Consider the following 14052-nt stretch of genomic DNA (forward strand, 5'->3'; position numbering starts at 1 on the left):
GCCAGACCTCGGTCCCCGAGCTTGTCGAGGGGTCGACGTCCAGCCCGAGGCGCGTCAGGCCGCGCCGAACCCGCTCTCGCCGAGCTCCTCGAGGATCCGGTTGAGATCCTGGATGCTGGCGAAATCAATGCTGATCTGGCCTTTCTTGGCCGTCAGCGCGATCCTCACGCGGGTGTTCAGTCGATCTCCGAGTCGCTCGGCGACCTCGTCCAGGTGTCCTCGCCGCGTTCCGGCGTGGGGCTTCGTGGCGCGCGAGCCCCCGGCATCCGGACCCTTCGCCGCGGCCTCCGCCGCGCGCACCGAGAGGTCCTCGTTGACGATCTTGTCGGCGAGCCGCTGCATCGAGTCGTTGTCGTGCAGGGAGAGAATCGCGCGCGCGTGCCCGGCCGTGAGCACGCCCGCGGCAACGCGCTGCTGCACGGGCACGGGGAGCTTGAGCAGGCGGATGGTGTTGCTGATCTGAGGTCGCGAGCGACCGATGCGGGAGGCGAGCTCTTCCTGCGTGATGCCGAAGTCCTCGAGCAGCTGCTGGTAGGCGGATGCCTCTTCGAGGGGATTGAGCTGGCTGCGATGCAGGTTCTCGAGCAGGGCGTCCCGGAGCAGGTGCTCGTCGGCCGTGTCGCGGATGACCGCGGGGATCGAATCCAGCCCTGCCTCGCGCGCGGCGCGGGTGCGCCGCTCGCCCATGATGAGCTCGTAGGTTCCCTCACCCGTGTCGCGCACGACGACGGGCTGCAGCACTCCGAATTCCCGCACGCTGTGCACGAGCTCCGCGAGGTCCTCGGGGTCGAAGACCGTGCGGGGCTGGCGGGGGTTGGGGACGATCGAGTGCGGGTCGATGTGCGCGAGTCGTGCGCCGGGGACCTCGAGCAGCTGCTCGACGCTCTCCTCGTCCTCTCGCTCGATGACGGCCGTCGCCGTCGCGGCGGTGCCCCGCGGGAAGAGGACGTCGACGGGACGCTCGTCGTTCGCCTCGCTCGTCGGGATGAGGGCTCCGATGCCTCGGCCCAGTCCTGTGCGCTTGGCCATCAGGAACGTCCTTCTCTCTGTGGTGCGGTGTCGTGCGCGATGATCTCGACGGCGGCCTCGCGGTAGGCGATGGCGCCGGCCGACTGCCCATCGTAGGCGATGACCGTCTGCCCGAAGCTCGGCGCCTCGGACACGCGGACCGATCGCGGAATCACGGTCTGCAGCACTTCGTTGGGGAAGTGCTGGCGGACTTCGTCGGCGACCTGCTGGGCGAGGCGTGTTCGCCCGTCGTACATCGTCAGCAGGATCGTCGAGAGGAAGAGGCGCGGGTTGAGGTGCTTCTGGATCATCCGGACCGTGCCGAGCAGCTGGCTCAGGCCTTCCAGGGCGTAGTACTCGCACTGGATGGGAATGAGCAGCTCATGCGCGGCCGCGAAGGCGTTGATCGTGAGCAGCCCGAGCGACGGAGGGCAGTCGATCAGGACGAAGTCGAGACGCTCGTCGAGGCTCCCGAGATAGTCGTCGAGAGCAGTGCGAAGCCGATGTTCGCGCGCCACCTGGGAGACGAGCTCGATCTCGGCACCGGCCAGGTGGATCGTGCTGGGGGCGCACAGCAGGTTCGGCGACTCGGGACTCGTCTGGATGATGTCGGCCAGCGGGAACTCGTCGATGAGCACGTCGTAGACCGACGGCGTGTCTGCGGTGTGCGGCACCCCGAGCGCGGTGGACGCGTTCCCCTGAGGATCGAGGTCGATCACCAGAACGCGGGCACCCACCGACGCGAGTGACGCCGCGATGTTGACGGTCGTGGTGGTCTTGCCAACGCCGCCCTTCTGGTTGGAGACAGTGAGAACGCGCGTGTTTCCGGACAGTTCGACGTCGACCGTCTCGAGAGCGCGTCGTCGCGCTGTGAGATCTGCGAGTTCTCTAGCGATGGGACTGTCGTCGAACGAGAAGGATGCCGCGGCCTCGGCGTTCTCGGGCTGTTTCACGTGAAACACTCTCCCTTTCGCGTGCCGTCAGAGCCTCCCCTCCACTCTAGCCGCGTGCACCCCCACGCCCGCCCCGCACCGCTCTGGGAGCGAGAATCGGCCCGCCTTTTCGTCTGCCCCGAGTGGTTGACAGGCTCCTCAGCCCTCCTCGAGCCAGCTACTTCGTGCGAGCGCAGCTCTCAGCAGGCCCCGCTTCTCATGGGGGCCCGCGGCTCCACCCAGCAGCCGCGGGTTCCGACTCCCGCGCAAGAAGCACGAGCTCCCACTTGGGTGCCCACACGATGACGGCGTTCTTCGGGCCGGCCAAGGGCCCCAGCCGATGAAGGGGGACCGCTCCTCCTACGCTCTACACGTCCTCGATGGCCGAGGATAAGTGAATCCGCGTATCGAAACCCGCGTCGGACCCCTGCGCCACGCTGGGAGATGCACATCGTCGAACTATCAACGCCCGGGATTCGCTCGTCCGGCTTTGACGGTGACGCGAGCGAGCATCCTGAGGATGCCAGAGAGAACACCGCGGCGCGATCGTGGCGCCTCAACGACGGAGCGGCAGCGGCATACGCGGGTCGTCGAAGAGGCGCGCAGCGCCGTTCCCCTCCACCGATGCCTCACCGGCGCGTTGCGCCTGGCCGACCATCGCACTGACTGTCTGCGCTGTTGCCGCCCTGATGGTCGACGAGACGCGCACCCAGGCGAGACTCGTAGCCGGCTGGCCCTTTACACGCCGACGAGTCTGCCCGGACCGGCAGGCAGCGCGCTGCTGCCGGGTGTCGCTGTCGAGCTCGGTACTGCTGCCCAGGCTTTGGACCGAGATTCCCACTCGCTCTCGTGCCGAGGGCGGAGCGACGGCGATTGCGGCCGCAAGGCTCGAGTACGCTGTCGATGCCATCAGCGACGCTCGGAAACGACTCGACGCGGGGTGTCCCCGATGGCTCGCAACAGTTTTCGGGCGACAGCCACCAGGCGCGCTCCGGCCTTCTCCACCGCGGCGCGGCTTCGCAAAGGTGTGGCGCGGCCCGCTCCTTCGCGCCATGCGAGTCGTTCTGGCGGCAAGCATCGACAAGCTTCTCGTCTCTGTTGTCGGATGATGCAAATGCCCCCGGTCCCGCCGTCGGTCACCGGCGGCGGGTGGAGGACGGCTCTGGCCAGCGTTGGCGGGTCTGCCCAAGGTACTCGACCGATGTTTCACGTGAAACATTAGTAGTTTGCGCCGCGCGGGGCCTTGGGTCCGGCGTTTGCGGATGCTCTCGACTGGCGGCGGAGCGACCTCACGCGCTTGGTGGAGCATGCGCAGGCCTCTGCTGACCGCGCGGTTCTGCTGAACGTTCTCCGGGCGCTCTACGCGCTCAGCCAGCCGGCGTTGACCAGAATCTCGTGCGCGATCTCCGCGACGGTGCGGTCGTCGGTGGCGATGCGCACGACGGCTTCGTTCGCGGCGTCGAGTCGTCGCGCTGCGAGGCTGCTGCGGCCGATGTGCTCGTCCAGCGCCGAGCCGATCTCTCGCTGCGAGAGTCGATGGGCTGCTGTCGCGTCGGTTGCGGTCAGCAGGACCGCGGACGAGTGAGTTTCGCCGCCCAGTGCGGCGGACAGTTCGGCAATCTGCAGCACGCTCACGCTGTTGGTGAAAATCAGACGCGAGTAGCCGGCGGCTCGGTAGTTCTTCCACATCGCCGCGAGGTTCTGCTCCGCGAGCTTGATGCCGTCGCGCCAGGGTTGAGGATATGCCTGATCGAGGTTGTCGCCCTCGATGAGTGCATGGCGGATGTCGGCGCGGGCCAAGATCTGCGAGACCTCCGCAGCCACGGACGACTTGCCCACTCCCGAGCGGCCGCCGATGAAGATGACGTCCGTCGGGGTGTCCGTCTGCATCTGCTCATCCTGTCGCATGGCGCGATGGCGCCAGCTCTCGTTAGGTGCGCCGGTGCAGCGTTGCCCCAGCCGGAAAGCAGCTTGATGGTCGCTCTCGGACCTGTCCGAGCGGGGCGCGATCCCACGCCGTTCCTTCAGCTCGTTAAGGGATTGCCCGACGACGCTGCACTCACCGTGAACTCGCCGCTGGGCATGGCCGAACTCGACCGGCTGGCCGTGCTACTCGCGTCGGTCCGCGATCTGGGCGCCGCATTCGAGGAGCGTCGCGGCGATGCCACGACCTCGCAGCGGTAGAGCGGGACTCATTCGACGCGTAGCGCTTGTCCGCCAGCATGAGGTCTGGACGGATCTGAGGACGGCCTCCTCCGACCGGCACACGAATCCGCTCGCGAGTCGCAGCCAGCATGCTGGTGTCGGCAGCCTCGTCAGGAGTAGGACCAAGAGCGAGGCCGCGGCCCGTCCGTCCAGTCGCAGAACGGGCGACTCTTCGTGGTCAGCCGCGGCGAGGCGGCCGATCACGCGATGAGCGGGCTGGGTCCTGAACCTCATGTGGTTCGACAGGGCCCCCGCGGCGCGGGGAGAGTGGCGCCGGGCTGGTACACACCGGCGATGACACAATCGATCGGGGCAACCCAGTGCGAGTCGTCGGACTGTGGCGCGAGAGAGTGGGCCCTCTCTAGCGCCGGCACCCAGACACCTGCCGGAGCCAGCGGTTGATGGTCTGGTAGATCCCGTTCCGTTCTCTCCGAAGCGCTCTGGAACGTCGTGTCAGGGTGCACCGCTCCGGAAGGGACGCGCCACCCCCTCAGAGACCGTCCGGCGCTCCACCGGTGGCCGAGCCGCGGCCTTCCTCTCGCGAACGGCGCGGCCGAGCATCGCCCACACCTGGTGCGAGACCACATTCATGCGCGCCGAGTTGCTAAACGAGAAGCTTCGTGGGACGACGTCACGGGGGAGAGGATGGCGTTTCACGTGAAACATCGACCAGTTGGCCAACGCAATGAGGGACCATCGTCGGCCGCACCGCGCAGATCCTGTTCACGTTCAACATCGATTCGCCGAGGTGAGCCTTCTTCCACCTCGCGACGAGGAGGCGGCGAGCGGGATGAGCCGGAGCCATGCACGGCACGGCACGGCCCATCGTGGGGTCGAACGGGGGCGCGAAGCCCTCCGTAATTGGAGATGCGTCGCGGGTGCACGGCGGTGCGCCGTTTCACGTGAAACATCGGATTCGCCAATACATCGAGACGTGAGTCTGCTTCCCACCTCGCGACGAGGAGGCGGCGCGGGAGTCGGCCCGAGGCCATACACGCCGCGCCCACCGAGACGGTGGAACACGGGCTCGAAGGACGTCAGTGTGAAGGCTCAGTGGCGTGGTGCGCCGCGTGGATTCGTTTCACCCGAAACGTCGGCGCGCGGGACACCGAGAAGCGGGCATGCTTCCCACCTCGCGAAGGGTGGCGCGAATGGGCCAGGCGAGGCACACCACGCCCGCTCAAGCGGTGGATCGCGGGCACGAAGGACCTCGGTAGTGAGGGCTCCGTTGTGGTTGCGTTGCGCGGATTCGTTCACGTGAAGCGTCGGAGCGCCGAGACACCGCGAAGCGGGCATGCTTCCCACCTCGCGAAGGGTGGCGCGAATGGGCCAGGCGAGGCACACCACGCCCGCCGAAGAGGTGGAACGCGGGCACGAAGGACCTCGGTAGTGAGGCCTCCGTTGTGGTTGCGTTGCGCGGATTCGTTCACGTGAAGCGTCGGAGCGCCGAGACACCGCGAAGCGGGCATGCTTCCCACCTCGCGAAGGGCGGCGGCGCGAATAGGCCAGGCGAGGCACACCACACCCACTCAAGCGGCGGAAGTGGGAACGAAGGACCTCGGTAGTCGTCAGGGCTCCGTTGTGGGGGCGTTGCGCGGATTCGTTCACGTGAAGCGTCGGAGCGCCGAGACCCCGCGAAGCGGGCATGCTTCCCACCTCGCGAAGGGCGGCGGCGCGGATGGCCCAGGGTAGGCGCACCACGCCCACTGATGCGGTGGAACGTGCGCACGAAGGACCTCGGCGGTGGAAGAGGGATGCGCCGTGGGTGCGCTGCGGTAACGCGTTTCACGTGAAACATCGGTGCCCGGATACGCCGAGCGGTGAGCCCGCTTCGACCTCGCGAGCGTAGACGGGCGAAACGGGCCGGGTATGGAAAGCCACGCCGGCAAGGTCGTGGAACGCGGCCGCGAACTTGGCTCGATGATTGGCGTAGTGGGCCGCAGACAAGGGGACGCTCCCTGAGACCGTACCTACCTCCCTGCGCGAGGGGTCGTGATGAGCCCGGCGACATATGCGGCGTCACCTCCGCGTAAGAAGGCGGCGAAGGGGCGCGTCAGCAATCGCGGCACCGAGCTCACGAACGTCACGTGGCATCGGGGGTGACCTTCGGGCATCTCACGGCCACGCAGCGGCGAACTCAGCTCCGGGCGTTGCAATCGCAGCGCGATGGAAGTCGTCGCTGACGATGGGTTCGCATTCAGCCGGCGGATCGGAACCGTCGTGTACGGGGACAGCATGGGCGACATCGCCGATCCGCCCCGGCCTGCTCCTCATCCTTCAGAGATGTCAGTGCGGCCGTTAACGGACAGCGCGGCATTCTCACCTACGGAGTAGGACGGCGACCGGCCGGCGGGTGCATGCGAGGCGGCACATCGAAGTCGGGCGTCCACCGGCTGGCGAACCCGATCGGGGAAATCCGCGCCGCAGCTCGAACAGCCGCCGGACGACCAATGGCGCAATGTCCGCGCAAGAATCGCGACCGGCGCAGTTCACCACCTACCCGCATATGTCTCAGCGAGGCTTTTGCAAGGGTCGAGGTGAGCTGCCTCGCAAATTTCGATTGGGTGAGCGCTTCGGAAGAACCGGGAGGAGGATCGATGGGCTCGGGGAAGACGCGCCCCGTCCGCGCCCTGGCGGCGCCAGCCGACCGGATCGTGATGGCCGTCTTGAGACGAATCGCGATACTCGCTTCGTCGCGCACGCGATCACCACCGGGAGGCCGCCTGGCGAGCGTATGCGCGTCAAAAGATGCGCATACCGCGGGCACGAGAGTCGGGCGCACCGTGTCTCGATTCGCGCGCCGTGCGCGCTGATCGATTGCCGGCCAAGAGAGAGTCGGGTGATGGTCGACCTGAACAGCGTCGAGAGACTGATTCGCGCACTTCGGGATGACCGGGGAGCGATCGATCGTGTCATCGGCAGACGCACTCGACCTGTACTTCACCGGGGTAGTACTGGCGGCTTTGTAGGAGAGCGCCCCTATTCGGGACGGGCTGCGTTCGCACACTGGCCGATTTTTTGGCCAACCGGTAAGACGGTGAAACGATAAGCTTCGCCGCGAATCAAGCGCGATCTCAACAGATCTCGAAGCACGCACAGAGTCGGCTAAGACCACGAAGCGGCGACCGACGCCGTTCGCCCGACCCAAGGTCGCACTGACAGCCATACGCCCGCTTCACGGGCCAACTGAGTCCCCACGCAAGAAAGCGCGCCGAAAAGGCCGGCGTGACCCGACGAAGGAACCCGCTCAGCGAGCGGCGCGGCGCACCGTGCCCCGGACCACGCGCGTCGGCTCGGCAAGCAGCTCGGCACCGACGATCTCGACGCGGGCGTCGGTGATGCCGAACTTGCGGAGAGGCTTCGCAGCGGCCTCGATCTCATTGTCGGCGCTCGCACCCTTGAGGAGGATGAGTTCACCGCCGTCGCGCACGAGGGGAGCAGTGATCGGCACGAGGGTGCGCAAAGCGCTCACGGCGCGAGCGGTCGCAGCATCCAGCACCGGCCCACGCTTCCAGTCCTCGGCACGCAGCCGGAGCACCTCCACGTTGTCGAGACCCAGCTCAGTCGCCTGCTCCGTGAGCCAAGCGACGCGGCGCTCCATCGGCTCGATGAGGATCCACTCGACGTCGGGCCGCGCGATCGCGAGCACCAGGCCCGGAAGTCCCGCGCCGGACCCGACGTCGCCCACCCGCCCGGAGAACAGGGGAGCGACCACCGCGCTGTTGAGCACGTGTCGTGACCACAGCCGCGGCGGCTCGAGCGGACCGATCAGGCCACGCTCTTCACCCTGTTCGGCGAGAGCCTGGGTGAAGGCCCGGGCCAGCTCGATCCGGTCACCGAAGATCTCTGCGGCAGCAGCGGGCTCGGCTTCGTAGGAAGTCATCGACGTTCCACGTGAAACGTCAGGCGCGACGGATCACGGTGTGACGGTCGGCGCCCTCGCCGTACGACTCCGAGACGAAGCCGCGATCCGCGACGATGTCGTGCACGAGCTTGCGCTCGTAGCTCGACATCGCGGGAAGGGAGGCCTGGGTCGCACCGTCATCGAGGCGTGCGATCGCCCGGTCGACGAGCACGGCGAGCTCCTGCTCACGCGTGTTGCGTGACCCGCCGATGTCGAGGATGAGGCGCGAGAACCGGCCGGTGCGGTTCTGCACCGCGATGCGGGTCAGCTCCTGCAGCGCCTGGACGGTGTCGGGCGACGAGAGCAGCGCGAGCGATCCCTTGTCGTCAGCCTCGATCGAGACGTAGGCGCGGCCGGCCCGGACGTCGAGGGCCAGGTCGCCGTCGATGTCGGCGATGTCGAGCAGCTCCTCGATGTAGTCGGCGGCGATGTCGCCTTCCTGCTCGAGCTGCTCGACGGTCGCGGCGACGCGCTCGGTGGTGGCGGAGTCGACGGGGTCAATCGTGGTCATGGCGTCCTCGGTCATGGGTCGAAACGATGTGATCGGTCAGCGGTGGGCGAGGCGCGGCTCAGGTGTTGGCCGCGCCGGGCTTGGCACCCGGCGCGTCACCCGAGGACGCGCCCGGCTTGCCGGGCGAACCCGAGCCGCCGGACGAGCCGGATCCGCCCGTGCCCGGTCCCTTTTGACCCTGCTTCTTGGCGCGCTGCTTGCTCACCGGCTGCTGACGCTTGGGAGCCGCGGCGCGGGCACGCTCGGCCTCCTCGAGGAGACGCTGCTGCTCGGCCTGGTACTTGTCCATCGAGACGACCTTGCCGGACGAGTCGATCGCCTTGCCCTTGCGTGCGAGGCGCTCCTCACGGGCCTTGGCGGCTTCCGAGCCGGGGGTCGGCATCTCGCGGATGACGAGGAACTGCTGACCCATCGTCCACAGGTTGCTGACGAACCAGTAGATGACGACACCGAGCGGGAAGAAGACACCCGAGAACACGAAGCCGAGGGGAAGGATCCAGAGCATGATGCGCTGCATCTGGTACGCCTGGCCCGTCTTGGCTTCGGGGGAGAGGTTCTTCGAGATGATCTGGAGCTGGGTGAAGAACTGCGAGGCGATCATGAGCACGACCAGCGTCACGAGGATGATGATCGCCGTCGTGTTGTTCTGGTTGATGGCGTCGATGAGCGTCTCGTGCAGGGACGCCACACCGAACAGCTTCGCGTTGTAGAACTCAAGCGTCAGCTCGGGCGTGAGGGGTCCGACACCGCCCTGTCCGTTCTCGGCATGCAGCTTGATGGAGCTGAGCGTCGAGTACAGCGAGAAGAAGACGGGCATCTGCACGAGGAGCGGCAGACAGCTCGAGACCGGTGTGGTGCCGTGCTTCTTGTAGAGCGCCATGGTCTCGCGGCTCATCGCCTCACGAGACAGCTGGTCCTTCTTGCCCTTGTACTTCTCCTGAACTTTTCGCAGTTCAGGGGCGATTTCCATCATCTTTCGCTGGCTCTTGATCTGCCGGACGAAGAGAGGGATGAGCGCCGCACGGACGACCACGACGAGGCCGATGATCGCGAGCACCCAGGTGACGCCCGCGGCCGCGGGCAGACCGATGAAGGTGAAGATCGCGTGCCACGCGACGAGGATCAGCTCGACGACCCACTTCAGCGGCCACAGGATGGTGCCGAGCAGGTCGAAGCCGCCGCCCGACGCCGCCGGGGCGGGGGTGCTCGTGGCCAGGTGCAACAGATCCAGCACGGATCAGTCCTTTCGAAGGGGCACGACGAAACCGTGCGGGGTCAGGTCGTATCGGAAACGCCGATGGGGCGGGACATCATCCACGCCGCCCTGCGCCCACGGATGGCAGCGGGCGAGCCGCGCCGCGGTGAGGGCGCTGCCCTTAACGAGCCCGTACTGCTGCACGGCCCCGACGGCGTAGGCGGAGCATGACGGGTAGTACTTGCACACATCGCCGTACGTGTGGGAGATCGTCGCCCGATACGCGTGCAGAAGAGAGAGGCCCAGGTTGCGCGGGATCAGCGGCACGGCCCGGAGGGCGTCGGATGCCTCGAGCCTGCCCTCGCCGAGGGCGTACGCAGGGAGGACGCTCATGCCGCGGCCCTGCGGGCGAGGCAGCGCTGGACTTCGTCGCGCAGCTCGGAGAAGTCGGCGGTCGCCGCGGAGGGAAGGGCGCGGATGACGACATCCGATCCCGGGCGGACACCGGAGAGCGACTCATGGCACACGGCCTTCAGCCGTCGGCGCACAGTGTTGCGCACGACGGCTGATCCGACTTGCTTGCTCACGATGAATCCGAAACGCGATGCGCGCTGGTCATCAGAGGTCACGACATACGTGACCGTGTGCGCGGCCGCACAACGACGGCCCCGACGGACGACGGCCTTGTACTCCGCTCCGCGGGTGAGTCGGTTCGGCCTCGCGAGCACCGCTCGATGTCAGGCCGAGAGCTCGGTGCGGCCCTTGGCGCGCCGCGCCGACAGGATGGCGCGGCCGGCACGCGTGCGCATGCGGGCGCGGAAGCCGTGCTTCTTGGCGCGACGACGGTTGTTGGGCTGGAAGGTGCGCTTGCTCATGGAGATCACTTCCGGATCGGTGTCACCGGGAGGCTCAAGAATCCGGGGACGACGTGCTTACAGGGAACTGCCGCGAGGGCATAAGTCAACCGACTAAGGCTACGTCGAGTCGCCTGAGAACTCAAACTGAGACACCGGGATGGGCATTATGCACACCGGGGACCGGGACGCTGGCACCGACACGCAGCCGGATCTACAGTGGAGTTTGCTCACACGACGCCCGCTGACTAGCGTGTCTCCGGCAGTTATCCACAGGCACGGGATGTCGCTTTCCCTGATCCTGAGGCGCATCACAACACCCGGGGGGGCCATGTCTCAGCACGACATTCCAGATGTACCAGTCTGGGCAGCCGTGCTCGGTGAGCTCGTCGTCGACGATCGCGTCACGCCGCAGCTCCACGGGTTCCTCAACCTGGCGGTGCCTCAGGGCGTCATGAGCGGCACGCTCTACCTCGACGTGCCCAACGATCTCACCGCGGCGCAGATCAACAAGCGCATGCGCGCGCCGATCATGGAGGCGCTGGCCCGCGTGCCGCAGGGCGAGCCTGTCGCGACGACGTTCCGCGTCGTGGTCAACCCCGAGCTCGCCGACCAGCACCTCACGGCGCCGATCCCGGTGCAGTCCGCCATCCAGCCCGAGCCGCTTTCCGCGCCGGCGCCCGGAGCCGTGCTGCGTCCGCGCATCGACGAGCCCGTCGACACAGCATCCGCCCGCTCCGACTCGCGACTGAACCCGAAGTACACGTTCGACAACTTCGTCATCGGGCAGTCCAACCGCTTCGCCCATGCCGCGGCGGTCGCGGTCGCGGAGGCGCCGGCCAAGGCATACAACCCGCTCTTCATCTACGGCGACTCGGGACTCGGCAAGACGCACCTCCTGCACGCCATCGGCGACTACGCGATGAGCCTGTACTCCGGCATCCGGGTGCGCTACGTCTCGAGCGAAGAGTTCACGAACGACTTCATCAACTCGATCGCGAACAACCGCGGCTCCGCATTCCAGGCGCGGTATCGGGATGTCGACATCCTCCTGATCGACGACATCCAGTTCCTGCAGGGCCGGGCCGAGACGCAGGAAGCCTTCTTCCACACGTTCAACACGCTTCACGACCACGACAAGCAGGTCGTGATCACGAGCGATGTGCCCCCCAAGCACCTGACCGGCTTCGAAGACCGCATGCGCAGCCGCTTCGAGTGGGGCCTCATCACCGACGTGCAGGCTCCCGACCTCGAGACCCGCATCGCGATCCTCCGCAAGAAGGCGCAGAGCGAGCGTCTGCACATCCCCGACGAGGTGCTCGAGTACATCGCGACTGTCGTGTCGTCGAACATCCGCGAGCTCGAGGGCGCCCTCATCCGCGTGTCGGCCTTCGCGAGCCTCAATCGCTCGACGCTCGACATGTCGCTCGCGCAGACGGTGCTCCGCGACATCATCGATCAGGACGACGCCAACGTCATCTCGCCGACCGACATCATCACCGCGACGGCCGCCTACTTCAAGCTGTCCGTCGACGACCTGTACGGGTCGAGCCGGTCTCAGGCCGTCGCAACGGCCCGTCAGATCGCGATGTACCTGTGCCGGGAGCGCACGAGCCTCTCGCTGCCGAAGATCGGCCAGCTCTTCGGCAACCGCGATCACACGACGGTCATGTATGCGTACAAGAAGATCAGCGACCTCATGAAGGAGCGCCGCTCGATCTACAACCAGGTCACCGAGATCACGGCCTCGCTCGGCCGCCGCTGACGCCGCTCGCCCACCCGTCGACGCCCTCGGGGCGTCGGCCTCTTCGGCGCGCCCGGGCGACGTCGGAGTGCGGCGTGACAGAAGGCGTCATATGCCTCAGAAAGTGCTTGACACCCCTGTCGCAGCGGGCCAATATAACCGTTCTTCACAGTGTGGAAAACCTGTGGATAACTCGATTCGGCTGCGGAAAGTTGTGAACGACAGACGAATGGCTGTGGACGGCGGGACCGATTCCGGGATGCCGGAAGGTGAGCGTCATCCACACCCTCCGCAGCGCGTCCACATCTCACACGCGTGTAGTTCCGTTGTGCCGTCTGGCATCGCCCGAGTTATCCACACTTTCCACAGCTGTTAACACCATGACAAGAAACTTTTGATGAAGAGCAGATCCGATCACCTCGGCGGTGAGGGACCGGGTCTTGGGGTGCCGGTCGAACAGGGCACTAGCATGGGTACCCCAAGCCCCAAGGACGACAAGGGAGCGCCAGTGAGGTTCCACGTCAATCGCGATGTCTTCAGCGAAGCCGTGTCGTTCGTGGTCAAGCTGCTCCCGCAGCGCAATCCCCAGCCGATCCTGGCGGGCGTCCTCATCGAGGCCGGCGACGACGGGCTGTCGCTCGCCGCGTTCGACTACGAGGCTTCTGCGCGCACGACGATCGAGGCGACCGTCGACGAGCCGGGCACGATCCTCGTCCACGGCCGTCTGCTGTCCGAGATCGCGAGCCGTCTGCCCAACGCCCCGATCCAGATCGAGGTCGATGACGACGGCGGCATCCTGCTGACGTGCGGCTCGGCGCGCTTCACGCTCGCCTCGATGCCCGTGCAGGAGTACCCGGCCATCCCCGAGGTCACCGGCGAGTCCGGCCTCGTCCCGTCGGAGGACTTCGCGACGGCCATCGCCCAGGTCGCCTTCGCGGCATCGCGCGACGACGTCACCCCCGTCCTCACGGGCGTCCAGCTCGAGGTGGCCGGCACGCAGCTGAGCCTCGTCGCGACCGACCGCTATCGGGTCGCGCTCCGCGAGATCCCGTGGGATGGCGGCACCGTGGCATCCGACGAGTCGACCACCGCGCTCGTCCCCGCGCGCACCCTGACGGAGGTCGGCAAGACCTTCGCCCACGGCGGCAACATCTCGATCGCGTTCTCGGGTTCCGGCGACCGCGAGATCATCGCCTTCACGGCGGGCAACAAGACGGTGACGTCGCTGCTCATCAAGGGCAACTTCCCGCCCGTGCGCCGCCTGTTCCCCGAGCAGACCGAGCACCACGCCGTCGTCAACACGGCCGAGCTCGCCGAGGCGGTGCGCCGTGTGTCGCTCGTGCTCGACCGCTCCGCGCCGCTGCGGTTCACGTTCACGGCCGACAGCGTGTCGATGGATGCCTCGGGCACCGAGCAGGCGCGGGCGTCCGAGTCCGTCGACGCGACGCTGGTCGGCGACGAGGTCACCCTCGGACTCAACCCGCAGTATCTGCTCGAGTCGCTCGGCGCCGTGAAGAGCGAGTTCGCCCGCATCACCTTCACGTCGAGCGAGAACGCCAACAAGCTCAGCCCCGTGCTCATCACCCCGCAGACCTCGGTCGACAAGGGCGGCGACGGCGAGTTCAAGTACCTGCTGCAGCCCAACCTGCTCCTCCGCTGACGCCGAGGGACCGCCCGGCGTCAGAGGCCCGAACTAGGG

11 protein-coding genes are annotated in these 14052 nt (G+C 67.0%); 2 read left to right on the plus strand and 9 right to left on the minus strand.

Features of this window, described 5'->3' with window-relative positions; genetic code table 11:
- Positions 1–54: 54 nt before the first annotated feature.
- The 9 genes from AAIB33_RS16175 to rpmH all read right to left on the minus strand — a co-directional run bounded on the left by AAIB33_RS16175 (position 55) and on the right by rpmH (position 10630).
- Positions 55–1029, minus strand: coding sequence for a ParB/RepB/Spo0J family partition protein (locus AAIB33_RS16175; RefSeq protein WP_345800985.1), 975 nt, complete (start codon positions 1027–1029; stop codon positions 55–57).
- Positions 1029–1961, minus strand: a complete 933-nt coding sequence (locus AAIB33_RS16180; protein ID WP_345800986.1) for a ParA family protein — start codon at positions 1959–1961, stop codon at positions 1029–1031. Before AAIB33_RS16180 ends, AAIB33_RS16175 begins: the two co-directional genes overlap by 1 nt.
- Positions 1962–3299: 1338 nt before the next feature.
- Positions 3300–3830 carry an adenylyl-sulfate kinase gene (locus tag AAIB33_RS16185; RefSeq protein ID WP_345800987.1) on the minus strand — a complete coding sequence of 177 codons (531 nt, stop codon included), beginning with the start codon at positions 3828–3830 and terminating at the stop codon, positions 3300–3302.
- Between the two features lie 3562 nt (positions 3831–7392).
- The gene (gene rsmG, locus AAIB33_RS16190) at positions 7393–8028 is read right to left on the minus strand and encodes a 16S rRNA (guanine(527)-N(7))-methyltransferase RsmG (RefSeq protein ID WP_345800988.1); all 636 of its coding nucleotides are present in this window, start codon (positions 8026–8028) and stop codon (positions 7393–7395) included.
- 19 nt (positions 8029–8047) lie between these two features.
- On the minus strand, positions 8048–8560 hold the full coding sequence (locus AAIB33_RS16195) for a R3H domain-containing nucleic acid-binding protein (protein WP_345800989.1): 513 nt from the start codon (positions 8558–8560) through the stop codon (positions 8048–8050).
- A gap of 58 nt (positions 8561–8618) precedes the next feature.
- On the minus strand, positions 8619–9776 hold the full coding sequence (gene yidC / locus AAIB33_RS16200; protein WP_345803457.1) for a membrane protein insertase YidC: 1158 nt from the start codon (positions 9774–9776) through the stop codon (positions 8619–8621).
- Between the two features lie 21 nt (positions 9777–9797).
- Positions 9798–10148 (minus strand): membrane protein insertion efficiency factor YidD, encoded by a 351-nt coding sequence (gene yidD / locus AAIB33_RS16205; protein WP_345800990.1) that lies wholly within the window; start codon positions 10146–10148, stop codon positions 9798–9800.
- A complete protein-coding gene (gene rnpA, locus AAIB33_RS16210) occupies positions 10145–10483 on the minus strand; it encodes a ribonuclease P protein component (protein WP_345800991.1) in 339 nt (112 codons plus the stop codon). The genes yidD and rnpA overlap by 4 nt, the downstream gene beginning before the upstream one ends.
- Positions 10484–10492: 9 nt before the next feature.
- Entirely contained in the window at positions 10493–10630 is a 138-nt protein-coding gene (rpmH, locus tag AAIB33_RS16215; protein ID WP_022879826.1) for a 50S ribosomal protein L34, read from the minus strand.
- A gap of 310 nt (positions 10631–10940) precedes the next feature.
- On the opposite strand from rpmH, the gene dnaA reads away from it, so the two are divergent.
- Both dnaA and dnaN read left to right on the plus strand, forming a co-directional pair.
- Entirely contained in the window at positions 10941–12374 is a 1434-nt protein-coding gene (gene dnaA, locus AAIB33_RS16220) for a chromosomal replication initiator protein DnaA (protein WP_345800992.1), read from the plus strand.
- Positions 12375–12861: 487 nt separating this feature from the next.
- Positions 12862–14013: a DNA polymerase III subunit beta gene (gene dnaN, locus AAIB33_RS16225; protein WP_345800993.1), complete on the plus strand. Its 1152-nt coding sequence runs from the start codon at positions 12862–12864 to the stop codon at positions 14011–14013.
- Positions 14014–14052: the final 39 nt, after the last annotated feature.

The sequence above is a fragment of the Microbacterium sp. AZCO genome (genome assembly GCF_039614715.1).
GTDB lineage: Bacteria > Actinomycetota > Actinomycetes > Actinomycetales > Microbacteriaceae > Microbacterium.

Coding starts and splice junctions, on each gene's coding strand:
- AAIB33_RS16175 (WP_345800985.1), bottom strand. CDS start 1,029: ATGGCCAAGCGCACAGGACTGGGCCGAGGCATCGGAGCCCTCATCCCG.
- AAIB33_RS16185 (WP_345800987.1), bottom strand. CDS start 3,830: ATGCAGACGGACACCCCGACGGACGTCATCTTCATCGGCGGCCGCTCG.
- rsmG (WP_345800988.1), bottom strand. CDS start 8,028: ATGACTTCCTACGAAGCCGAGCCCGCTGCTGCCGCAGAGATCTTCGGT.
- AAIB33_RS16195 (WP_345800989.1), bottom strand. CDS start 8,560: ATGACCACGATTGACCCCGTCGACTCCGCCACCACCGAGCGCGTCGCC.
- yidD (WP_345800990.1), bottom strand. CDS start 10,148: ATGAGCGTCCTCCCTGCGTACGCCCTCGGCGAGGGCAGGCTCGAGGCA.
- rpmH (WP_022879826.1), bottom strand. CDS start 10,630: ATGAGCAAGCGCACCTTCCAGCCCAACAACCGTCGTCGCGCCAAGAAG.
- dnaA (WP_345800992.1), top strand. CDS start 10,941: ATGTCTCAGCACGACATTCCAGATGTACCAGTCTGGGCAGCCGTGCTC.